This is a genomic window from Pseudomonas sp. GM30 (genome assembly GCF_000282275.2).
In the GTDB taxonomy this organism is placed as follows: Bacteria; Pseudomonadota; Gammaproteobacteria; order Pseudomonadales; family Pseudomonadaceae; genus Aquipseudomonas.
The window spans coordinates 28355-49274 of record NZ_AKJP02000018.1; the positions used below are offsets into that span (position 1 = coordinate 28355).

Below are 20920 nucleotides of genomic sequence, written 5' to 3' on the forward strand. Positions count from 1 at the left end.
GCCAGTGACAATGGGCGCCACTTTAGTATCCTTCGCAAATCGGGTCGTCAGATGCGATCCATCATGTAAAAGAATAACGCCATGAGCGAACGAACGACTTCTGCAAGCTGGGCGATGGGGATTGTCAAAGCATTGGAGATGGACGGCCTGGATTGCCGGGTACTGTTCAAGCAACTGGGGCTCGATTACGCCGCCCTGAATGATCCGGATGCGCGCTTCCCGCAAGATTCCATGACCCGCCTCTGGCAGCGGGCGGTCGAGCTGTCCGGCAACCCGGCGATCGGCCTGAACATGGGCAAAGTAGTGCGTCCGGCCTCATTCCACGTTGCCGGCTACGCCTTGATGTCGAGCAACACCCTGGCCGAAGGCTTTCAACGGCTGGTGCGTTATCAGCGGATCATCGCCGAGAGCGCCGACCTGAGTTTTCGTCTGCTCGAAGAAGGCTACGCGCTGATTCTGACCGTGCATGGCGATCACCTGCCGCCAACCCGGCAGAGCGCCGAAGCCTCGCTGGCCTGCGCGCTGGGGCTGTGCGGCTGGTTGACCGGGCGCACCCTGCATCCGGTCAAAGTGCTGTTTCAGGGCGACGAACCCGCAGATCTGCAACCTTACCGGCAAGCCTTCCACGCGCCGCTGATGTTCAACGCGCCGTACGATGCGCTGATTTTCGAACGCGCCGACATGGAAGCACCGCTGCCCACCGCCAACGAAGCCATGGCGCTGCTGCACGACCGGTTTGCCGGGGAATACCTGGCGCGATTCTCTGAAAGTCGCGTGACCCACAAGGCGCGCCAGGTGTTGTGCCGTTTACTGCCGCAGGGCGAACCCAAGCGCGATACCGTGGCGCAGACTCTGCATCTGTCGCAGCGCACCTTGCAGCGCCGGTTGCAGGAGGAGGGCACCAGTTTTCAGCAGTTGCTCGACGACACTCGCCGCGAACTGGCCGAGCAGTACCTGGCGCAGCCGAGCATGACCTTGCTGGAGATTGCCTATCTGTTGGGGTTTGCTGATCCGAGCAACTTCTTCCGCGCGTTCCGTCGCTGGTTCGACACCACGCCCGGCGATTACCGGGCGCGCCTGTTGCAGGCGCCGATCAATGACGCCAAAAGGCCGGAATACACAGCACAAACACCGTAATGATCTCCAGTCGGCCAAGCAGCATGCCGAACGACAGGATCCACTTGGCCGCATCCGGCAGGGTGGCGAAGTTGCCTGCCGGGCCGATGGTTTCGCCCAGACCCGGGCCGACGCCGGACACGGTGCTGGCGGCGCCGGTCAGTGCGGTCATCCAGTCCACGCCGAGCAGCGACAGCAGCAGGGCGATCACGCAAATCGTGATGGCGAAGAAGAACGAAAAAGTCAGAATCGAACGCACGATCTCTTCGTCGAGTCGGTGACCGTTGTACTTCTGCTTGATCACCGCGCGCGGGTGAATCAGCTGGTTAAGGTTGGCCTTGAGCAGGATGTAGGCGACCTGGAAACGGAAGATCTTGATCCCGCCCGCCGTCGAGCCGGAGCAGCCGCCGACAAAGCCCAGATAGAAAAACAGCATCAGCGAGAAGTTGCCCCACAGGCTGTAGTCGCCGAGGGCAAAACCGGTGGTGGTGACTACCGAGGTCACGTTCAGCGCCACATGCCGCAGCGCATCCAGCCAGTGCAGATTGGTGGTCCACCAGTACCAGGTGCCGAGCACCAGCCAGGTCACCAGCAACATCCCGAGCAAACCCTGCACTTGCTGATCCTTGATCAGCGCCTTGCGATTGCCACGCATGGTCGCGACGTACAGGGTGAACGGCAGGCTGCCGAGGATCATGATCACCACCGCGACCCAGTGCACCGCCGGTTGGGTCCACTTCGCCAGCGACTGGTCGGAGGTCGAGAAACCGCCCGTGGAAATCGCCGACATCGCGTGGTTGATCGCATCGAACGGGCTCATCCCGGCCCACCAGAACGCCAGGCTGCCGAGGATGGTGATGCCGACGTAAGCCGCCACGATCAGACGCGCCACCATGTGCGAGCGCGGCATGACCTTTTCCGAGCGGTCGGACGATTCGGTCTGGAACAGGCGCATGCCACCGATGCGCAGCAACGGCAGGATCGCCACCGCCATGCCGATGAAGCCGATGCCGCCGAGCCAGTGCAGCAGCGAGCGCCACATCAGAATGCCGGGGGACATCGTGTCGAGTCCGCTGAGCACGGTCGAGCCGGTGGCGGTGATGCCGGACATGCTTTCGAAGAACGAATCGGTGTAGCTGATGTGCTGGGTCAGCAAAAACGGCAGCGCGGCGAAAATGCACACCACCAGCCAGCTGCTGACGGTCAGCAGATACATGTCGCGCGGGCGCAGGTGGATGTGTTCGGGGCGGCCGGGGATTACCAGTGCGAGGCCGGCGACGAAGGTGATCATGCTCGCCCAAAGGAACGACGGCAGATCGCCGGTGCGCTCGAAAATCACCAGGGTGGCCATGGGTACGACCATGGCGATGGCCAGGGTGATCAGGAAGATGCCGATGATGAAACCAATGATCCGTAAGGTCGGCAACGCCATGAAGTCCGCTCGGGCTGAAGGAGGAAGGGCGCCATTCTACCCGTGGGGCAGGGCATGTAAACCGGCACCCTGTTGCCGGATACCGCTAGAATAGCCGCACATTTTTCTCAGGAGGTGGCCGATGCAGGCTCTCGACGCTTTGCTCAACCGTGTTTCCGTTCCACGTCTGGTCGAACCGGCCCCTACTGCCGAGCAGCGCGAAGCGCTGTTTGGTGCAGCCCTGCGCGCCCCTGATCACGGCCACTTGCAGCCGTACCGTTTCCTCACCGTCGAAGGCGCGGCACGTGAGCAAATGGGCGAATTGCTGGCCGAAGCGGCGCAGATGCAGGAAGGCGAAGTCACTGAAGCGATGATCGACAAGGCGCGTAACGGCCCGCTGCGGGCGCCGCTGGTGATCGTGGTGATCGCAAAACTGCAGGACCACGTTAAGTATCCGAAGGCCGAGCAGTTGCTGGCGGCGGGGTGTGCGGCACACGGGATTCTGCTGGCGGCGTATGCGCAGGGGATTGGTGCGGTGTGGCGTACTGGTGAACTGGCGTATTCGAAACATGTGGCCCAAGGGTTGGGGCTGGCGGAAGGCGAAGAGGTGATCGCGTTCCTGTACCTCGGCACGCCACAGAAGGAGCCGCGTGTGGCGGAGAAGGTCGATCTGGCGGAGTTCGTCAGCGCCTGGCCCGGCAAGGCCTGACACCACCGATCAAATGTAGGAGTGAGCCTGCTCGCGATAGCGGTGTATCAGACGAAAATTCATTGACTGATCCACCGCTATCGCGAGCAGGCTCACTCCTACAGTTTTGATCAGGGTTGCACGACAGCGCCCGGTACCAACGGCAATTCCAGACTGGCGATAAACCCGCCATCAGGATGATTGGCCAACACCAGACTCCCGCCATGCCGCTCTGCCGCGCGCTTTGCAATCGCCAGGCCCAACCCATGTCCCGCCGCCGTCTGCCCCGGCGCCCGGTAGAACGGCTCGCCCAACTGGCTCAGATGCTCGGCCTGCACGCCCGGCCCGTGATCGCGCACACTCACCACAATCCGCTCGCCCTGACGCGCAGCCTGCATTTCAATCGCCTGCCCCTCGGGATTGAAGCGTTGAGCGTTGCGCAACAGGTTGTCGACGGCGCGCTCGATCATGGTCGGCCAGCCGGTCAGATTCAGCTGCGGCTCGGCATTCAGTTGCACGGTCTGCTCCGGTGAGCCGAGCTGGGCGTCCTTTTGCAAGGTGCCGAGCAGCGCATTCAGGTCTACTTCTTCCGCACTGGCATTGTCGGCATCGACCCGCGCCAGCACCAGAATCTCGCTGATCAGCGCTTCGAGACGGTCACATTCGCGGGTCAGGCGCGGCCAGAGTTTTTCGCGTTCCTGCGGGCTGGCGCGCTCGGCCAGTGCCAGAGCAATCCGCAGTCGCGCCAGCGGTGAGCGCAACTCGTGGGACACATCGCGCAGCAACTGACGCTGGCTGCCGATCAGGCTTTGCAGGCGCGCGCCCATGCGGTTGAAGTCGGTGGCGAGCACGCCGAATTCGTCGCGGCGGTTGGCGAGTTTAGCCAGGCTGTTCTGTTGATAGGTGGTCTGCCCCAGATCATGCACCGCGCCGCGCAAACGGCTGAGCGGGCGGGTGATGGAGAAGGTCACCAGCAGGCTGAACAGGGTCAGCACCACCAGCGCGATGCCCAGCGCACTCAGCGGCCAGAGCAGACTTTCACGGTGCCAGGCGTCGAGTTCCGGGTGCGGGATGCGGAAGATGAACAGGTAGGTGTCGCCGGTTTTTTCGCTGGTGAACTCGTCGGTCAGGCGCCGCCAGGGCAGGCGCCGGTCATCGTTGTTCTGCCGGGCTTCAAACGCTGCGGCGCGGCGCGGGAAGGTGCCGCGCACCACGGGGTCGCCGCTCTCGTTCAGCACCTGGACGTCGATGTGATATTGGCGCTTGCGCTGTTCGAGGATGTCCTGCGCGGCGTCTTCGCCCTGGGCTTCGTAGGTTTGCGTCCATTCGGCGGCCAGGGTGTTGAGGCCCGGGTGGCGGCTGAGAATCCACGCGTCCTGGTTGAGCATGTGCCCGAGCAGGATCGACAGCCCGGCCACCAGAGCGATGGCCAGCCAGAAGCTCGCGAGAATACGCCAGAACAATGAACGCACAGAAAATCCTCAATCAAACGCGTAACCCCTGTAGGAGCTGCGGCACGCTGCGATCTTTTGATCTTATTTTTCAGAAGCAAAATCAAAAGATCGCAGCGTGCCGCAGCTCCTACAGAGGGCGGATGTGAACAGGCCCGACGGGGTTAGCCGTCGGGCCCGGGTCAGAACATTATTGCGCTTTTTGCGGTTGCTGCGCTTTCCACGCCTTGAACTCGGCCCATTCGGCGCGGCGTTCAGCCTGTTTCTTCTGGATCTCGTCGAATTTCTTCTGTTGATCCGGTTTCAGCAGGTTGCGTACGTCAGCTTCGGCTTTCTTGTGGTTGGCGGCCATCTCGTCTTTCATGGCTTTCTGGTCAGCCGGCGAGAGTTTTTCCAGGTACTTCTCGACTACCTGGCGACGCTCGTGCATCTGCTCGCCCATGATCTTGCGGATCTGATCGCGCTGTTCGCGGGACAGGTCGAGTTGGCTGTACGGGCCTTTGCCGTGCATACCGTGCATCTGACCGCCGTGGCGTGCACCGTCCATCGGGCCACCCATCGGGCCGCCATCCTGTGGCACAGCCATGGCGACGGTTGGCAGAGCGGCAGCGAACATCAGAGCGATAAGAGTCTTGCGCATGGTGTATCTCCTTGTCTCGTTCCCGGTACGTTCCGGATGAGTTCAGATTACGGAGATCAAGGTCAGCGGCGGTCAGCCCAAAGTAAAGCTTGGGTAAAGACGCTTCGGTCCTGACCTGACAAATATCACTGGCAATCCACCTGTGGCGAGGGAGCTTGCTCCCGCTGGACTGCGCAGCAGTCCCTCTTTTTTGATTTGAAAAACGAGGGCCGCTTCGCTGCCCAGCGGGAGCAAGCTCCCTCGCCACATATAGCATTCAGGCAGGTCTTTCCCGATTTACAGGCTGTAGTAGTAACCACGGCTGCGCAGGGCGACGATCCGCGGGCGGCCGTCGGGGTGGGGGCCGATCTTCTTGCGCAGGTTGCTGACGTGCATGTCGAGGCTGCGGTCGTACAGGGTCAGCTTGCGGCCGAGGGCCAGTTGCGCCAGTTCCTGTTTATCCAGCGGCTCGCCGGGCTGCTTGAGCAGGGCTTCGAGCAAACGGCTTTCGGAAACGGTGAGGGTCAGTTCTTTCTCGTCGATGCTGACCACGCCGCGTACCGGGCTGAAGCTCAGATCGCCCAGTTCGAGCTGGGTCGACACGGCGGCCGGGTGACTGCGGCGCAGCACGGCGCGCAGACGCGCGGTGAGTTCACGCGGATCGCAGGGTTTGGCCAGATAATCGTCGGCGCCCAGCTCCAGACCGAGGATGCGGTCCAGCGGTTCGCCCCGGGCCGAGAGCATCAGCACCGGCAGATCGGCGTGTTCGCTGCGCAACTGCTTGAGCAGTTCCAGACCGCTGCCGTCGGGCAGCATCACGTCCAGCACCACCGCCGCCGGGGCGGATTCGGCCAACGCCTTGCGCGCGCTCTGGCCATCATGGCAGGCGCGTACCTGGAAGCCTTCCTGGCTCAACCAGCTACTCAGGAGTTCGCACAACTCCTGGTCATCATCAATCAGTAACAGCTCGCTCATGACTCACTCAATTTAGCCATTGCCGACGTTTTCGGCTTGCTCCACTGGCAAAGATACCGCACAGCAGCGCCAATAGCGCTACCCCGGCGCCGGTGACGAACCATTGCTGCTGTTCGGTCAACAGTCGTGGCAAGGGACTGGCCTGGACTTCCTTGAGTTGCAGCTTCAGGCGCTGGTTCTCCTGGCGCAACCGGGCGAGCTGGGCGCTTTCGCGGGTGTTGTCGGCATTTTGCAGTTGTTTGCTCAGTTCTTCCCGCTGCTGCTCACTGGCCTTGAGGCGCTGCTGCAGCTCGGTAATCTGGCTGCCGGCACTTAACGACAATGGCGTGGAGCTGCCGCTTTCGGTGGTTTCCTCACCATGGGCGGGCGCCATGATCGTCAACGTGAACCACATCAGACACAACGGACCTTTGCGCATTGCGATTCCTGCTTAAATGGATATTGGGCAGGTTGTCGGCAGGCAAACGAGAATAATGAGCGATTGAGAGCGGTTAGAACCGGGAAGGTTCAGTGCCAGAGGCAATGTCGAGCGTGGAGAGTTGAACAATTTGAGCTTGGGGAATCATTGTGGCGAGGGAGCTTGCTCCCGCTGGGACGCAAAGCGCCCCCCGCTTTTCAACTCATAGGCAATGGGACTGCTACGCAGTCCAGCGGGAGCAAGCTCCCTCGCCACAGAGTCCCTCGATATCTTTTGAAGCTGGTTACGGCAAAACTTGCTTGAACGGCTTGACGATCACGTTGGCGTACACGCCGGCGGCAATGTACGGATCGGCGTCGGCCCAGGCCTGGGCGGCGCTCAGGGAGTCGAATTCGGCGACGATCAGGCTGCCGGTGAAACCCGCAGCGCCCGGATCATTGCTGTCGACCGCCGGGTGCGGGCCGGCCAGTACGATGCGGCCTTCGCCCTTGAGCACTTGCAGGCGTTCAAGGTGGGCCGGGCGCGCGGCGAGGCGGGCTTCGAGCGAGTTGGCGACGTCGGTGGCAATGATTGCGTAGAGCATGTCAGTCCTCGGTTTTTGGCGTTGTGGTATCGGCGTCATGCAGATGGCGAGACAGGTAGATGCCCTGACCGACCAGGAACAGCACGGTCATGCCCAGGCTGCCGAACACCTTGAAGTCGACCCAGATGCTCTGGAAGGTGAAGGCCACGAACAGGTTGGCGGCGCCGCAGAACAGGAAGAAGGCGATCCACGCGATGTTCAGGCGGGTCCAGACCGGATCCGGCAGGGTCAGTGCGTGGCCCATGATGCGTTTGATCAGCAGGCGGTCACCGATGAAGTGACTGCCGATGAAGGCCAGGGCGAACAGCCAGTTGACCACCGGGGCCTTCCATTTGAGGAAGGTCTCGCTGTGGAAGGCCAGGGTCAGGCTGCCGAACACCAGGCAGGCGATCAGGGTCAGCCATTGGCTCTTTTCCAGCTTGCGCTGTTTGATGAACAACGCGCCGTAGACCACCAGGGAGCTGATGATCAGCATCGCCGTGGCGCTGTAGATACCGCCTACAGTCACTTGATGGCCAGCGATGTCGACGACCCGTGGATCCAGTTTGTAAACGATGAAAAACAGCAGAAGCGGGATGAAATCGATGAATTGTTTCACAGTGAGAGCCAGAAGCTGGATGTGGCGGCATAATAACAAACATATGGGCACGCGATAGCGCCAGCTGATTTGAGGTTACAACTCCCCGTGAATGTTGATTTGCACTGCCACAGCACGGCCTCCGACGGCGCCCTGGCGCCAGCGGTTCTGGTCGCGCGTGCGTTCGAAAACGGCGTGCGAGTCCTGGCGTTGACCGACCACGACACCCTCGAAGGTCTCGCCGAAGCGCGCACGGCTGCCGAGGCGCTGGGCATGCAACTGGTCAATGGCGTCGAGCTGTCCTGCACCTGGGGCGGCGCGACCATTCATGTGCTGGGCTATGGTTTCGACGTCAATGCCGCGCCACTGGTCGAAGCCATCGCCAAATTGCACGATGGCCGCTGGCTGCGGTCGGAAGAAATAAGCCGCAAGCTCGCCCTTAAAGGCATGCCTGGAGCCCTCGACGGCGCCCGGCAGATCCAGCAGGAACTGGGCGACAGCGGCAACGCCCCGGCCCGTCCGCATTTCGCCGACTGGATGGTGCGCGAAGGTTTTGTAAAGGATCGCGCCGAGGCGTTCCGCAAATGGCTCGGCGCCGGCAAGTTGGGTGACGTCAAGCAGCACTGGCCGACCCTGGAAGACACCGTCGGCACCCTGCGTGCCGCCGGGGCGTGGGTCAGTCTGGCGCATCCCTGGCACTACGATTTCACCCGCAGCAAGCGCCGAAAGCTGATTGCCGACTATATTCAAGCAGGCGGGCACGCCATTGAAGTGGTCAATGGCCATCAGCCTGCGGAACAGGTCGGCAGCCTGGCAATCCTTGCCCGCGAGTTCGGTCTGCTGGTCAGCGCCGGCAGTGATTTTCATGGCCCTGGTGGCTGGTCCGAGATTGGCCAGTACCGGCCGGTTCCCGAGGACCTTCCACCCCTGTGGTGTCGGTTCAAACATGACACAGATATTGCCGCCGTCTGAACAGGTAGAAAACGTGAGTCAATTTTTCCAGATCCATCCGGAAAACCCGCAAGCGCGCCTGATCAAACAGGCGGTCGAGATCATCCGCAAAGGCGGGGTGGTGATTTATCCCACAGACTCTTCCTACGCCATCGGTTGCCAGATCGGCGACAAGACCGCGATCGAGCGCGTGCGCCGTCTGCGCCAGCTCGACGAGAAGCACAACTTCGCGCTGATCTGCAGCGACCTGTCGCAACTGGGCAACTACGCCAAGATCGACACCGGCACCTTCCGCATTCTCAAGGCGCATCTGCCGGGGCCTTACACCTTTATCCTCAACGCCACCCGCGAAGTGCCACGGCTGTTGCTGCATCCAAAAAAACGCACCATCGGCCTGCGGGTGCCGAGCCATCCGATTGCCCTGGCGTTGCTGGCCGAACTCGGCGAGCCGCTGATGAGCGTGACCCTGATCATGCCCGGCGATGAAGACCCGCTGAGCGACCCGTACGAAATGCGCCAATTGCTCGAACATCAGGTGGACCTGATCATCGACGGCGGTTTCGGCGGGATCAAGGCGTCCACCGTGATTGACCTGACCGGCGACGACCCGGAAGTGATCCGCGTCGGTTGCGGCGACCCCGCGCCGTTCATGGTCGAGGCCTGAATGTCCGCAGTGGAAACCGTTGTCGATCCCCAGGCCGGCGCCCAGCAGGAACTGCCGTTTGCCATGGTCTATGGTCAGGCGGTCACGGAAATGCCGCTGGATCTGTACATCCCGCCGGATGCGCTGGAAGTGTTTCTCGAAGCCTTCGAAGGCCCGCTCGACCTGCTGCTGTACCTGATCCGCAAACAGAACATCAACATCCTCGACATCCCGGTAGCGGAAATCACCCGCCAGTACATGGGCTATGTCGAGTTGATGCAGTCGGTGCGCCTGGAACTGGCCGCCGAGTACCTGGTGATGGCGGCGATGTTGGCCGAGATCAAGTCGCGGATGCTCCTGCCGCGCGCCGAAACCGTCGAAGACGAAGAGGACGACCCGCGCGCCGAACTGATCCGTCGCCTGCAGGAATACGAGCGCTTCAAGGCTGCCGCCGAAGGCATCGACGGCTTGAGCCGGGTCGGTCGCGATGTGGTCGTGCCCAAGCTCGACGCCCCGGAAGCCCGGGCGCGCAAGCTGTTGCCGGATGTCGCGCTGGAAGAGATTCTGATGTCCATGGCAGAAGTATTGCGCCGGGGCGACATGTTCGAGAGCCACCAGGTCAGCCGCGAGGCACTGTCGACCCGCGAGCGCATGAGCGATGTGCTGGAACGGCTCAAGGGCGGCGGCTTTGTGCCGTTCGTCGAGCTGTTCACTGCCGAGGAAGGTCGCCTCGGTGTGGTGGTGACCTTTATGGCGATCCTTGAACTGGTCAAGGAATCCTTGGTCGAGCTGGTGCAGAATGAGCCGTTCGCCGCGATCCACGTGCGAGCCCGAGCCGAATAACGAGTCGAAACATGAACCTGACTGAACCCCGCGAGCTGGCGCCCCTGCTTGAAGCCTTTCTGTTGGCCTCGGGAAAGCCGCAATCGCTTGAACGCCTCTACGAACTGTTCGAAGAGGGCGAGCGCCCCGAACCGCCGGTCTTCAAGAAAGCCCTGAGCCTGCTGGCCAAGTCCTGCGAGGGCCGCGCGTTCGAGCTCAAGGAAGTCGCCTCCGGCTACCGCTTGCAGATCCGCGAGAAGTTTTCGCCGTGGGTCGGGCGTTTGTGGGAAGAACGCCCGCAGCGCTATTCCCGTGCGCTGCTGGAAACCATGGCGCTGATCGCCTATCGCCAGCCGATCACTCGCGGCGAGATCGAAGACGTGCGGGGCGTGGCGGTCAACACCAACATCGTCAAGACGCTGATCGAGCGCGAGTGGATCCGCATCGTCGGTTACCGCGACGTGCCGGGCAAACCGGCGATGTTCGCCACCACCAAGGCCTTTCTCGATCACTTCAACCTGAAGAACCTCGAAGACCTGCCGCCGCTGGCCGAACTGCGCGAGATGGAAACCGAGCCAGTCCTCGATTTCGACGACGCGCCAGTGCCGCAGGGCCTGCAGGAACAGGCCGACGCCAGTGCCGAACCGGAAGAGCCGAAGGAGGAAACCAGTTTCCATACGCTGTTGCTGGAACTGGACAGCATGGAGGAGGGGATCAAGACCGACTTCGATGACTTGCTGCGGGATGCGGCTGATGGCGAAGCGCATCCGCCTGAGCCTGAAACCGAGACCGTAGAGCCGACGAGTGAAGTTGAACCTGAGGCCGAGCCTGAAGCCGAACCGGAAGAGGATGTGCTGGGCGTTGCCGAGGCCCGGGAAAAACTCCTGGCCGCCGTCGCCGCCCTCGAACAACCGGTGCCAGAACCTGAACCCGAGCTGAGCGAAGAAGAAGCCGAGGCGCGTGCCCTGGCCGAAGCGATCGAAGCCGAACGCCGCGAGTTCGAGGACTGACCGAAATCCGGGGAGCAATGGGGCCTCTGTGGGAGCGAGCTTGCTCGCGAAAGCGGTGTGTCATTCAAAGATGATGCGTCTGACATGCCGCCTTCGCGAGCAAGCTCGCTCCCACAGGGCTCAGCGTAAGCCAGGAATATCAAATGAGTTCCACCAAAGACCCGTGCATCAGCCTCTGCAAATTCACCGACGACATCTGCCTCGGCTGTGGCCGCAGCAAGCGCGAGATCCGTGCCTGGAAGAAACTCGACAAGGACGACAAGCGCACGGTACTGGCCGAAGCCGCGCTGCGCCTGATCAAACTCGGTGGCGCCGGTCGGCGGAAAAAGAAATAAGTCGCCCACCATCAGCTAGTCTCTGATGCGCGATGGCGCACATCCGCGTATGATTCGCGACCCTTCGGCGATCCCTTCGCCCGAAAACCAGATTTCAATGCTTCAGGCGCCGCCTGAACAGACCACACCGGGAGGTGCCCAGATGAGTGACATCAATCAGCAAGACGACCAGGAAATCGGCCCAGCAGGCGAAAAACTGCAGAAGGTTCTCGCCCGTATCGGCGTCGGCTCGCGCCGTGACGTTGAAGCCTGGATCAGCCAGGGCCGGATCAAGGTCAATGGCAAAGACGCCACCCTCGGCCTGCGCGTCGACATGCACGACGCCATTACCATCGATGGCAAGGTGATCAAGCGCGAAGAGGCTGCCGAGTCGGTGCGGCGCGTGATCATGTACAACAAGCCCGATGGCGAGATCTGCACCCGTGACGACCCGGAAGGCCGTCCGACCGTATTCGACAAGCTGCCGCGTCCGAAAGAAGGCCGCTGGATCAACATCGGTCGTCTCGACATCAACACCACCGGTCTGCTGATGTTCACCACCGACGGTGAGCTGGCCAACCGCCTGATGCACCCGTCCTACGAGATGGACCGTGAGTACGCCGTGCGTGTACGCGGTGAAGTCGACGACGAAATGATCGAGCGCTTGAAGGCCGGCGTGGTACTGGAAGACGGCCCGGCGCGTTTCACCGACATTCAACAGGCACCGGGCGGCGAAGGCTTCAACCACTGGTATCACTGCGTGGTGATGGAAGGCCGTAACCGTGAGGTTCGTCGTCTGTGGGAATCCCAGGGCCTGGTGGTCAGCCGTCTGAAGCGCGTACGTTTCGGTCCGGTGTTCCTCAACTCCGACCTGCCGATGGGCCGCTGGCGCGAAATGAGCCAGTACGAAGTCGACGTGCTCAGCGCCGAAGTCGGCCTGACCCCGGTGGCGATGCCGCAACTCAACGCCAAGAGCAAGGACAAACTGGAGCGTATGCAGCGCAAATCGTCGCGGCCGATGGCCAAGACCGAGCGCGTGCGTACCCTGCGTCCAGCCGCTGGCGCGCCGACCGGTCCGCGTCCGAGCCGTGAGCCGCAGATCGAAGGCGAGCGTCCTGGCCGCAAGCCGGTTGCCCGTGATGGCGAGCGCGCACCGCGTCCGGCCAATGGTCGTACCGAGCGTGGCGAAGGTCGAGCGCCTGCCGGTCGTGGTACGCCAGTGGCGGATCGTCCTGCCGACACGAGCAACAAGCGTCCGGCCAAGCCTGCAGCCAAGCGCCCAGGTATCAAACTGGTCGACGGTGACAAGCCATCGGGCAAGCGCCGTGGCGCCCCGGCCGGCTCCGGTCAGCGTCCGGGTTTTGGTCGCAAGAAGCCGGAATAAGGCAGCTGTGAGCTTTGAGCGGCAAGCTTCGAGCTAAAGCAAAAACGCCAACCGCAGGGTTGGCGTTTTTTTTCGTCTGGCGAAAGAGTTGCATTGGCTGAACCGGCCTCTTCGCGAGCAAGCTCGCTCCCACATTGGATCTGCGTTGAACACAATTCCCATTGTGGGAGCGAGCTTGCTCGCGAAGGCGTCAGTCGCCTAAAACACAAACCGCCCGTCAAACACCGGCTTGTCATCCAGCGCCAAAACGCCGCCAGAAAAGATCAGGTCCAGGTGATGACTGCCTTTCGCGCCACCGCCCAGCCCCAGATGCAACCCACAATGCCGCTCCTCAAATCCGGCATTGCGTGCATACAAATCCTTCACGCCTTCATTGGTGCCAATCCCCAATTCCTCAATCCGCCGGTTCGACGGATTCGCATCAAGGTACTTGTTGAAATCATGCTCCAGCCCCGGCACCTCGGTGGCGATGCGGCTGATGGTCGAGTTCTCGATCCACAGTTCCAGTGGCGACTCCAGCACGCCGTACTTGCGCGCAAACGGGATGGTACTGAGGAACGTACCCTTGAATTTCACATGGCCGTTGATGGCTTCGCTGTGGGTGGCGATTTCGCCGGGGGCCAGGTCGAAGTTGCCGACGCCGTTGATGTCGGTCCACTTCTTGATGCTGCTCAGCGGTGTTTCAAACCAGGAGCCGTGGTCGTCCTTGAAGCTCAGCGTGGTGGCCTGGGACATGCGCTGGATCAAGTGGCTGTTGAGACCGGCGATGCGCTGCGGGGTGACGCTGAAGGTGTCGTAGAAATAGTCGCCGTAATCCTTGAACAGCAGCGACTTCTTCCAGTTTTCCGCCATCACGCCTTGCAAGGCGCGAACGAACTCCGGGCCGTCGGGGCGCGGGTTGGGCAGGGTGGAAGAGTCGTAGAAGAAAATGTACAGATCGCTGTCGGCAATCGCCGCGGTCAGCGTTGCGGTGCTTTCCAGATCAAGGCGTCTGGCGCTGAAGGTGAAGCGGGGGTGATCGCCGGCCTGTTCGGCGATGGCGCCGGTCAGGGCTTCGTAATCGGCGGTGTGGCCGAGCAGTACCTTCGCCGAGTCGAGACCGGCAAGGGCAGGGTGATGTTCGAGGTAGTAAAGGAAATGCGAGATCGCGCGGGGCTTATCCATGAGTCCTCCCTGACTGACCGTGAAGAAAGCGGCAGGCACGACCGGCCGGATCGTGCCTGCCCGGGGATGTCTTACAGAGGCCACATTGCCGTGCCGAACGGAACCACCGCGTCGGCTTGCATCATTTCCACGGCGGCCTCATGGGTCGGTGCTTCGAACCATTCGTCCAGTTGCAGTTCGGTGTCCAGGTCTTTTTCCAGTGCTTGCATGGTCGATCTCCTAGATGACTTTCACGGTTATGACTGGCCGGTCGAGTTGGCCGGCAAGACGTGAAGAACCTAGTTCAGGGTGTTTTGTAATGCAAAAAATTATTTATTTAAAATTTAAATAAACTTTTTATTCTGTTTTCAAGCGACGATTTTCTTATTTGAAAACAAAAAACTAAACGGCAACTTTCATTAGCAAGCTTGCTACCGTCAATTTGCAGACGTCCTACAGAATTTTCCGAAATGGAAAATCTGCGTTACGCGTAGTAAAGAAAAGTTTACGGAAACCCCGGTAAAGACCAGTGGATTCACCCCGTTGCCAACGCTGTAAGGAAAACCTGCCGAAGCCCGCCTGCAAAGGCGTGGCGCAGGGCTCTGGCGCGCTTGTTTCAGCGCCGTTTGCAGGGTGAGATGCGCCTCATGCCTGTCGTGCAGGTACATAACAAGAAGGAGGCGCAATGAACGCCGAGATTGATCTTCACTTCTCTCCGTGGGGCGGTTTTTCGCGCGTCCCCGTCGATGGCCTGCAAAGGCCTGACTCAATTTTTGCAGCCGCCCGGACATCTCGAGGCGGACCCACGCAATCCCGGCAAGCGCCACGCTGATCCAGCGGGGTCTGGCAGCAGGGGGTTGGCGGTGTACAATGCGCCGCGTTTTAACTGTGACCCTCTGCGTAATCGCGAAACCTCAAGGCCATCCGCCTTGTTCACTCCGCCGCGTCACAAGCGTGTCGGGTTCGATTTCGTCACAGATAAAAACAAACAGGTGACGCATGACCGTTGTAAAAAAGCTGAATTCCTGGTGCTTGCGCTGGGGTTTGATCGGGGTTGTCTGAAATCGCAACCTTGCAGCAACGTCTACTGAACATCATCAAACCTTGCGTGAGACCTTTTTCATGAGTGGACAACCCTCGCAATCAGGCGAGCTGAAACGCGGCCTGAAAAATCGCCACATTCAACTGATCGCCCTCGGTGGCGCGATCGGTACCGGATTGTTCCTCGGCTCGGCCGGGGTGCTGAAATCCGCCGGCCCGTCGATGATCCTCGGCTATGCCATCTGCGGCTTCATCGCCTTCATGATCATGCGCCAGCTCGGCGAGATGATCGTCGAAGAGCCGGTGGCCGGTTCCTTCAGCCATTTCGCGCACAAGTACTGGGGCGGTTTTGCCGGTTTCCTGTCGGGCTGGAACTGCTGGATTCTGTACATTCTGGTAGGCATGTCGGAGCTGACCGCAGTCGGCAAATACATCCATTACTGGGCGCCGGACATCCCGACCTGGGTCACCGCTGCGGCATTCTTCGTGCTGATCAACGCGATCAACCTGGCCAACGTCAAAGTCTTCGGTGAAGCCGAATTCTGGTTCGCGATCATCAAGGTCGTGGCGATCGTCGGCATGATCGCGCTGGGCAGCTACCTGCTGGTCAGCGGCCATGGCGGCCCGCAGGCCTCGGTCAGCAACCTGTGGTCGCACGGCGGGTTCTTCCCCAACGGCGTCAGCGGTCTGGTGATGGCGATGGCGATCATCATGTTCTCCTTCGGTGGCCTGGAAATGCTCGGTTTCACCGCTGCAGAAGCGGACAAGCCGAAAACCGTGATCCCGAAAGCGATCAACCAGGTGATTTACCGCATCCTGATTTTCTACATCGGCGCGCTGGTGATCCTGCTGTCGCTGACCCCATGGGACAGTCTGCTGGCGACGCTCAACGCGTCCGGCGATTCGTACAGCGGCAGCCCGTTCGTGCAGGTGTTCTCGATGCTCGGCAGCAACACCGCTGCGCACATCCTCAACTTCGTGGTGCTGACCGCAGCGCTGTCGGTGTACAACAGCGGCACCTACTGCAACAGCCGCATGCTGCTGGGCATGGCCGAGCAGGGCGATGCGCCGAAAGGTCTGGCGAAAATCGACAAGCGCGGCGTGCCGGTGCGTTCGATCCTCGCGTCGGCAGCGGTCACGCTAGTGGCGGTGCTGCTCAACTACTTGATCCCGCAGCAGGCGCTGGAACTGCTGATGTCGCTGGTGGTTGCGACCCTGGTGATCAACTGGGCGATGATCAGCTTGTCGCACTTCAAGTTCCGTCAGCACATGAACAAGACGCAGCAGACGCCATTGTTCAAGGCGCTGTGGTACCCGTACGGCAACTACATCTGTCTAGCGTTCGTCGCGTTCATCCTTGGCGTGATGCTGCTGATCCCGGGCATCCAGATCTCGGTGTACGCGATTCCGGTGTGGGTCGTGTTCATGTGGGTCTGCTACGTGATCAAGAACAAGCGCGGTGCGCAGCAGGCGCTGCACGCGGCGAGTGCCTCCAAGTAAGCGCTGAAGCAACAAACGACAAACCCGGCCAATGTGCCGGGTTTTTTATTGCCCCAGTAGGAGCTGCCGAAGGCTGCGATCTTTTGTATCTTGATCTTTAAAACAGATCAAAAGATCGCAGCCTTCGGCAGCTCCTACACGGTTGATGGCGTATCCTGCTGCTTCTGATTACGGATGCTTTTCCATGCTGGTGATTTCCAACAACGTGCATCTGCCGGATGCCGAGATCGAATTGACGGCCATTCGCGCGCAAGGCGCCGGTGGGCAGAACGTCAACAAAGTCTCCAGCGCCGTGCACCTGCGCTTCGACATTCCGGCCTCGTCCTTGCCCGAGTTCTACAAGGAGCGGCTGCTGGCGCTGCGCGACAGCCGCATCACCAGCGATGGCGTGCTGATCATCAAGGCCCAGCAGTACCGCACGCAGGAAGCCAACCGTGCCGATGCGCTGGAGCGTCTGGTCGAGCTGATCCTCAGCGCCACCAAGGTTGAAAAGAAGCGCCGCCCGACCAAGCCGACCCTCGGCTCGAAGAAGCGCCGGCTCGAATCCAAGACCAAGCGGGGCAACATCAAGGCCGGGCGTGGCAAGGTGGATTTCTAGTCTTCGCGGTACTTCGCCGTGTGCTTGTACAGATACACGCTCAACGCCAGACCGCTCAGTGCAGCGAGGGCGGCGAACAGGAAGATCGAAGCAAAACCGAAGCCCGACGCAATGGCCCCGGCCAGCGGTCCGGTGATCCCCAGCGACAAATCGATGAACAACGAATAGGCGCCGACTGCCGCGCCTCGGCTGGAGGCTGGCACCAGATTCACCGCTTCCACGCCCAGCGCCGGGAATACCAGCGAGAAGCCGAAACCACTGAGTGCCGCCCCGGCCAGCGCCCAATGTGCGTCGGGTGCCAGCCACAGCAGCAACAGGCCCAGGGTTTCCACCGACAGGCAGGCAATCGCCACGCGAAAGCCGCCGAGACGGTTGATCAGGTTGCCGAACAGCAGGCGCGCGCCGATGAAGCTGGCGCCGAACAGGCTCAGGCACAGCACCGCGTTGTCCCAGTGCCGGGTGGCGTAATACAGGGTGATGAAGGTGGCGATGGTACCGAACCCGATCGAGCCTAGCGCCAGGCCGCAGCCGTGCGGGAACACGCGACCGAGCACATGCATGAACGGCAGGCGCTCACCGGCGACAATCGGCGCCGCGGTTTTCGGCCACGCCAACAGCAGGCCCAGCGCCGCCAGCAGGATGATGCTGACGCCCATGCTCCACAGTCCCAACTGGCCGACCAGCCACACACCGAACGGCGCGCCGACCGCCAGCGCACCGTAACTGGCGATGCCGTTCCACGAGATGACTTTGGCGGTGTTCGCCGCGCCGACCCGGCCGATGCCCCAGCCGATCGAGCCGGAGCCGACCAGGCTTTCCGCGCTGCCCAACACCAGTCGGCCGATCAACAGGCTGATCAGGCTGAGCATCGGCAGGTTCGGTGTCCACGCCGAAATCAGCATGAACACACCGCTCAAGCCGCATCCGGCCAGCCCGATCATCACCGCGCGCTTGCTGCCCTGGTTGTCGATGATCTTGCCGGCGTACGGACGGCTGAGCAGGGTGGCGAGGTATTGCACGCTGATCACCAGCCCGGCGATCACCGCGCCAAAGCCCAGATCACTGTGGACGTAACCCGGCAGCACCGCGAGCGGAATGCCGATGTTCAGATAGCCGATAAAGGTGAAGAGAACGATAGAGACGACTTGCAGCGTGACCGCCAGGGGGCGCTGCGGTTCGGGCATAGAGGACGACATGGGTAACGATCCACGGCAAAGCAGGATTAGATAGGCTGCTTATGATACCGGCGCTAACGAGTCAGGGGCGGGGAAAAGTAAAACTATTTACCGGGCGCTGGCTTCAGGGTTTGGCCGGGGCGACCAGTTGTGTGGTAACGAGGGCGGCGAGAGCGTTTTCTTCGCTGCCGAAACGGGCGAGCAGGGCGGCCTGCTTTTCCGGGGAAAGGCGCTGCCAGATCTCGATCATTTTCTCGGTGGCGCCGATCAGGACGGCGGCTTGGCTTTCAGAGAATTCGTCGGTCATGGCGGGCTCGGTTTCAGGCAGTGTGGAAAGCGCATCTTAGCGCTTTCCACACGGTCTGTACGGCGGGTTTTACTCTTCGCTGTCGGCCTGGCGGCTCTCAACGGCTTCTTTCGGCTCGGGCTGCTCCGCGCCGGCTTGTTGCGTGGTCGTCTGCTCAGGTACGTGCAGGCTTGGGAAGGGGAGATTAGGAATCTCGTGCATGGTTGCGCTCCTCGCTAAGTCTGTTGATAGATCTGGTAGATCCGCGCTTCTTGAAAGCCTGCGCAGGATACAGCAGGAAAAATGACAATCAGACTTTTAATTCAAAATAATGCGACAGATGGCCGCAGGGGGAGGGCGTATTCCAAGTGTGGGTGTGAATGAACCTGTGGCGAGGGGATTTATCCCCGATCGGCTGCGAAGCAGCCGTAAAACAATTGCACGCGCCATGTCAGACATTTCGCGATTGCAGTGTTGGGGCCGCTTCGCTGCCCATCGGGGATAAATCCCCTCACCACAGGGCTCACTCCTACAAGGGGGGATTGCGGGGTTACTTGCTGACGTTGGCGATGGCGTCGGCCAGCAGTGCCAGGCGGGTGGCATCGATCCCGGCGACGTTGGCCCGGCCCGAACTGACCATGTACACGCTGTGTTGCTCACGCAGTTGTTTGACCTGCTCCGGCGACAGCCCGGTGTAGGAGAACATGCCGCGTTGCACGCCAATGTGCGCAAAGCGCTCGCGCAGACCGTGCGGTTCCAGTGCTTCGACCAGACCGCTGCGCAACTGGGCAATGCGCAAGCGCATGGCTTCCACTTCATCGGCCCAGCGCGCTTTCAGCTCCGGGTCGGCGAGGATGGTCGCGACCACGGCCGCGCCGTGATCCGGTGGCGTCGACCACAGGTTGCGGGCGATATTGGCCAGTTGACTGCGGATGTCGATCAGCTTGTCGGCGGTTTTCGCGCAGACAATCAGCGCCCCGGTGCGGTCGCGATACAGGCCGAAGTTCTTCGAGCAGGAACTGGTAATCAGCAGCTCGGGTACTTCGGCGGCGAACAGTCGGGTCGACCATGCGTCCTGCTCCAGACCATCGCCAAAGCCCTGGTAGGCAAAGTCGATCAGCGGCAGCAGATCACGGCGGCGCACGACCTCGAGCACACGCTGCCAGTCTTCGTGGTTCAGGTCGAAACCGGTCGGGTTGTGGCAGCACGCATGCAGCAGCACCACGTCGCCTTGCGGTACTTCGTCAAGCACGGCCAGCATCGCATCGACGTCGAGGCGATTGTCGCTGCCCACGTAGGGGTAGTGACTGACCTTGACCCCGGCCGCAGCAAAGATAGTTTCGTGGATCGGCCAGGTCGGGTTGCTCAGCCACACGCCCTTGCCCGGCAGGCACTGGGCAATGAAGTCGGCCGCCAGACGCAGCGCGCCAGTGCCGCCCGGAGTCTGGGTGGCGCCGGCTCGCTGTTCGGTGATCAGCTTCGAGTCGGCGCCAAGCACCAGCTCATTGATCAGCTTGCCGAACAGCGGATTGCCGTGCCCGCCAATGTAAGTCTTGGTGTCCTGGCTTTCGACCAGTCGCGCCTCGGCGATTTTCACCGCTTCGGGGATCGGCGTCAGGCCCTGGGCATCCTTGTAGACGCCAACGCCCAAGTCGAACTTGCGCGGGTTAGTGTCCTGCGCATAGGCCTCCATCAAACCGAGGATCGGGTCGCCGGGAACCCGGCCGATGGCGTCGAAGTGCATTACTTGCGTCCTTCTGCGGTCTTGGCCACTTCGTCAGTGCGTGCGGCCATGATGAAGTCGTTGCGGTGCAGGCCCTTGATCGAGTGGCTCCACCAGGTCACGGTAACTTTGCCCCACTCGGTCAGCAGGCCCGGGTGGTGACCTTCGGCCTCGGAGATCTCGCCGACGGCGTTGGTGAAGGCCAGTGCGTGTTTGAAGTTCTTGAACAGGAAGACCTTCTCCAGCTGCATGATGCTGTCGCGTACTTCGATGTTCCAGTCCGGGATCTGCTTGATCAGGATCGGCAGTTCTTCGTCGCTGACTTGTGGCGCATCCGCGCGGCAGGCTTCGCAGTGGGCTTGGTTCAAAGTGGACATGGTGTGATTCCTGAAATCGAGTGTGTTTTTTTTATAGAAACTATCGGCCTGTCAATGCCGTCACGCTAAACCAAAGTGGCGGCGACTGACAGACTCAATTCTCAGCAAAAGTCGC

General features: G+C 61.2%; 24 protein-coding genes. 10 read left to right on the top strand and 14 right to left on the bottom strand.

Translation table 11 applies throughout. The features are described 5' to 3' along the window. The first annotated feature begins 81 nt into the window (after positions 1 to 81). A complete protein-coding gene (locus PMI25_RS12770; RefSeq protein ID WP_202962693.1) occupies positions 82 to 1137 on the top strand; it encodes an AraC family transcriptional regulator in 1056 nt (351 codons plus the stop codon). Here the strand turns inward: PMI25_RS12770 and PMI25_RS12775 are convergent. Beyond that, on the bottom strand, positions 1094 to 2548 hold the full coding sequence (locus PMI25_RS12775) for a TrkH family potassium uptake protein (protein ID WP_007966025.1): 1455 nt from the start codon (positions 2546 to 2548) through the stop codon (positions 1094 to 1096). The genes PMI25_RS12770 and PMI25_RS12775 overlap by 44 nt on opposite strands. Before the next feature lie 121 nt (positions 2549 to 2669). Here PMI25_RS12775 and PMI25_RS12780 point away from each other — a divergent pair, with 121 nt between their 5' ends. Further along, positions 2670 to 3236 carry a nitroreductase family protein gene (locus PMI25_RS12780; RefSeq protein ID WP_007966024.1) on the top strand — a complete coding sequence of 189 codons (567 nt, stop codon included), beginning with the start codon at positions 2670 to 2672 and terminating at the stop codon, positions 3234 to 3236. 110 nt (positions 3237 to 3346) lie between these two features. Here PMI25_RS12780 and PMI25_RS12785 read toward each other — a convergent pair whose 3' ends face one another. The 6 genes from PMI25_RS12785 to PMI25_RS12810 all read right to left on the bottom strand — a co-directional run bounded on the left by PMI25_RS12785 (position 3347) and on the right by PMI25_RS12810 (position 7859). Next, entirely contained in the window at positions 3347 to 4687 is a 1341-nt protein-coding gene (locus tag PMI25_RS12785; protein ID WP_007966023.1) for a sensor histidine kinase, read from the bottom strand. 169 nt (positions 4688 to 4856) lie between these two features. After that, entirely contained in the window at positions 4857 to 5306 is a 450-nt protein-coding gene (locus tag PMI25_RS12790) for a hypothetical protein (RefSeq protein WP_007966022.1), read from the bottom strand. A 276-nt stretch (positions 5307 to 5582) separates the two neighbouring features. Continuing rightward, complete coding sequence (locus tag PMI25_RS12795) at positions 5583 to 6260, bottom strand: response regulator transcription factor (protein ID WP_007966021.1); 678 nt, start codon at positions 6258 to 6260, stop codon at positions 5583 to 5585. Positions 6261 to 6267: 7 nt separating this feature from the next. Further along, positions 6268 to 6678 carry a hypothetical protein gene (locus PMI25_RS12800; RefSeq protein ID WP_007966020.1) on the bottom strand — a complete coding sequence of 137 codons (411 nt, stop codon included), beginning with the start codon at positions 6676 to 6678 and terminating at the stop codon, positions 6268 to 6270. A gap of 283 nt (positions 6679 to 6961) precedes the next feature. Beyond that, positions 6962 to 7261, bottom strand: a complete 300-nt coding sequence (locus PMI25_RS12805) for a YciI family protein (protein ID WP_007966019.1) — start codon at positions 7259 to 7261, stop codon at positions 6962 to 6964. Between the two features lies 1 nt (position 7262). Continuing rightward, complete coding sequence (locus PMI25_RS12810) at positions 7263 to 7859, bottom strand: septation protein A (RefSeq protein WP_007966018.1); 597 nt, start codon at positions 7857 to 7859, stop codon at positions 7263 to 7265. Between the two features lie 87 nt (positions 7860 to 7946). Here PMI25_RS12810 and PMI25_RS12815 point away from each other — a divergent pair, with 87 nt between their 5' ends. The 6 genes from PMI25_RS12815 (at position 7947) to rluB (ending at position 12962) form a co-directional block, all read left to right on the top strand. Next, complete coding sequence (locus PMI25_RS12815) at positions 7947 to 8810, top strand: PHP domain-containing protein (protein ID WP_007966017.1); 864 nt, start codon at positions 7947 to 7949, stop codon at positions 8808 to 8810. Between the two features lie 13 nt (positions 8811 to 8823). Beyond that, positions 8824 to 9453, top strand: a complete 630-nt coding sequence (locus tag PMI25_RS12820) for an L-threonylcarbamoyladenylate synthase (protein ID WP_007966016.1) — start codon at positions 8824 to 8826, stop codon at positions 9451 to 9453. A gap of 123 nt (positions 9454 to 9576) precedes the next feature. After that, positions 9577 to 10275: a segregation and condensation protein A gene (locus PMI25_RS12825; protein WP_171061841.1), complete on the top strand. Its 699-nt coding sequence runs from the start codon at positions 9577 to 9579 to the stop codon at positions 10273 to 10275. Between the two features lie 11 nt (positions 10276 to 10286). After that, complete coding sequence (gene scpB, locus PMI25_RS12830) at positions 10287 to 11264, top strand: SMC-Scp complex subunit ScpB (RefSeq protein WP_007966014.1); 978 nt, start codon at positions 10287 to 10289, stop codon at positions 11262 to 11264. A gap of 143 nt (positions 11265 to 11407) precedes the next feature. Continuing rightward, positions 11408 to 11599, top strand: coding sequence for a DUF1289 domain-containing protein (locus tag PMI25_RS12835; RefSeq protein ID WP_003222773.1), 192 nt, complete (start codon positions 11408 to 11410; stop codon positions 11597 to 11599). Between the two features lie 142 nt (positions 11600 to 11741). Then, a complete protein-coding gene (gene rluB, locus PMI25_RS12840; protein ID WP_007966012.1) occupies positions 11742 to 12962 on the top strand; it encodes a 23S rRNA pseudouridine(2605) synthase RluB in 1221 nt (406 codons plus the stop codon). Positions 12963 to 13160: 198 nt separating this feature from the next. Here rluB and PMI25_RS12845 read toward each other — a convergent pair whose 3' ends face one another. After that, positions 13161 to 14126, bottom strand: coding sequence for a hypothetical protein (locus PMI25_RS12845; protein WP_007966010.1), 966 nt, complete (start codon positions 14124 to 14126; stop codon positions 13161 to 13163). A 71-nt stretch (positions 14127 to 14197) separates the two neighbouring features. After that, positions 14198 to 14335, bottom strand: coding sequence for a hypothetical protein (locus PMI25_RS29475; RefSeq protein WP_003222780.1), 138 nt, complete (start codon positions 14333 to 14335; stop codon positions 14198 to 14200). Between the two features lie 892 nt (positions 14336 to 15227). Here PMI25_RS29475 and PMI25_RS12855 point away from each other — a divergent pair. Further along, positions 15228 to 16646, top strand: a complete 1419-nt coding sequence (locus PMI25_RS12855) for an amino acid permease (protein WP_007966008.1) — start codon at positions 15228 to 15230, stop codon at positions 16644 to 16646. A 184-nt stretch (positions 16647 to 16830) separates the two neighbouring features. After that, entirely contained in the window at positions 16831 to 17244 is a 414-nt protein-coding gene (gene arfB, locus PMI25_RS12860) for an alternative ribosome rescue aminoacyl-tRNA hydrolase ArfB (RefSeq protein ID WP_007965520.1), read from the top strand. On the opposite strand, the gene PMI25_RS12865 is transcribed toward arfB, so the two are convergent. The 5 genes from PMI25_RS12865 to PMI25_RS12880 all read right to left on the bottom strand — a co-directional run bounded on the left by PMI25_RS12865 (position 17241) and on the right by PMI25_RS12880 (position 20805). Further along, on the bottom strand, positions 17241 to 18428 hold the full coding sequence (locus PMI25_RS12865) for an MFS transporter (RefSeq protein ID WP_177325720.1): 1188 nt from the start codon (positions 18426 to 18428) through the stop codon (positions 17241 to 17243). The two genes, arfB and PMI25_RS12865, sit on opposite strands and share 4 nt — an antisense overlap. Before the next feature lie 115 nt (positions 18429 to 18543). Beyond that, positions 18544 to 18726, bottom strand: a complete 183-nt coding sequence (locus tag PMI25_RS12870) for a hypothetical protein (RefSeq protein WP_007965516.1) — start codon at positions 18724 to 18726, stop codon at positions 18544 to 18546. A 69-nt stretch (positions 18727 to 18795) separates the two neighbouring features. Then, entirely contained in the window at positions 18796 to 18927 is a 132-nt protein-coding gene (locus PMI25_RS29775) for a hypothetical protein (protein ID WP_007965514.1), read from the bottom strand. Positions 18928 to 19255: 328 nt separating this feature from the next. Beyond that, positions 19256 to 20449 (bottom strand): amino acid aminotransferase, encoded by a 1194-nt coding sequence (locus PMI25_RS12875; RefSeq protein WP_007965512.1) that lies wholly within the window; start codon positions 20447 to 20449, stop codon positions 19256 to 19258. Continuing rightward, the gene (locus PMI25_RS12880; protein WP_003222798.1) at positions 20449 to 20805 is read right to left on the bottom strand and encodes a 4a-hydroxytetrahydrobiopterin dehydratase; all 357 of its coding nucleotides are present in this window, start codon (positions 20803 to 20805) and stop codon (positions 20449 to 20451) included. Before PMI25_RS12880 ends, PMI25_RS12875 begins: the two co-directional genes overlap by 1 nt. Positions 20806 to 20920: the final 115 nt, after the last annotated feature.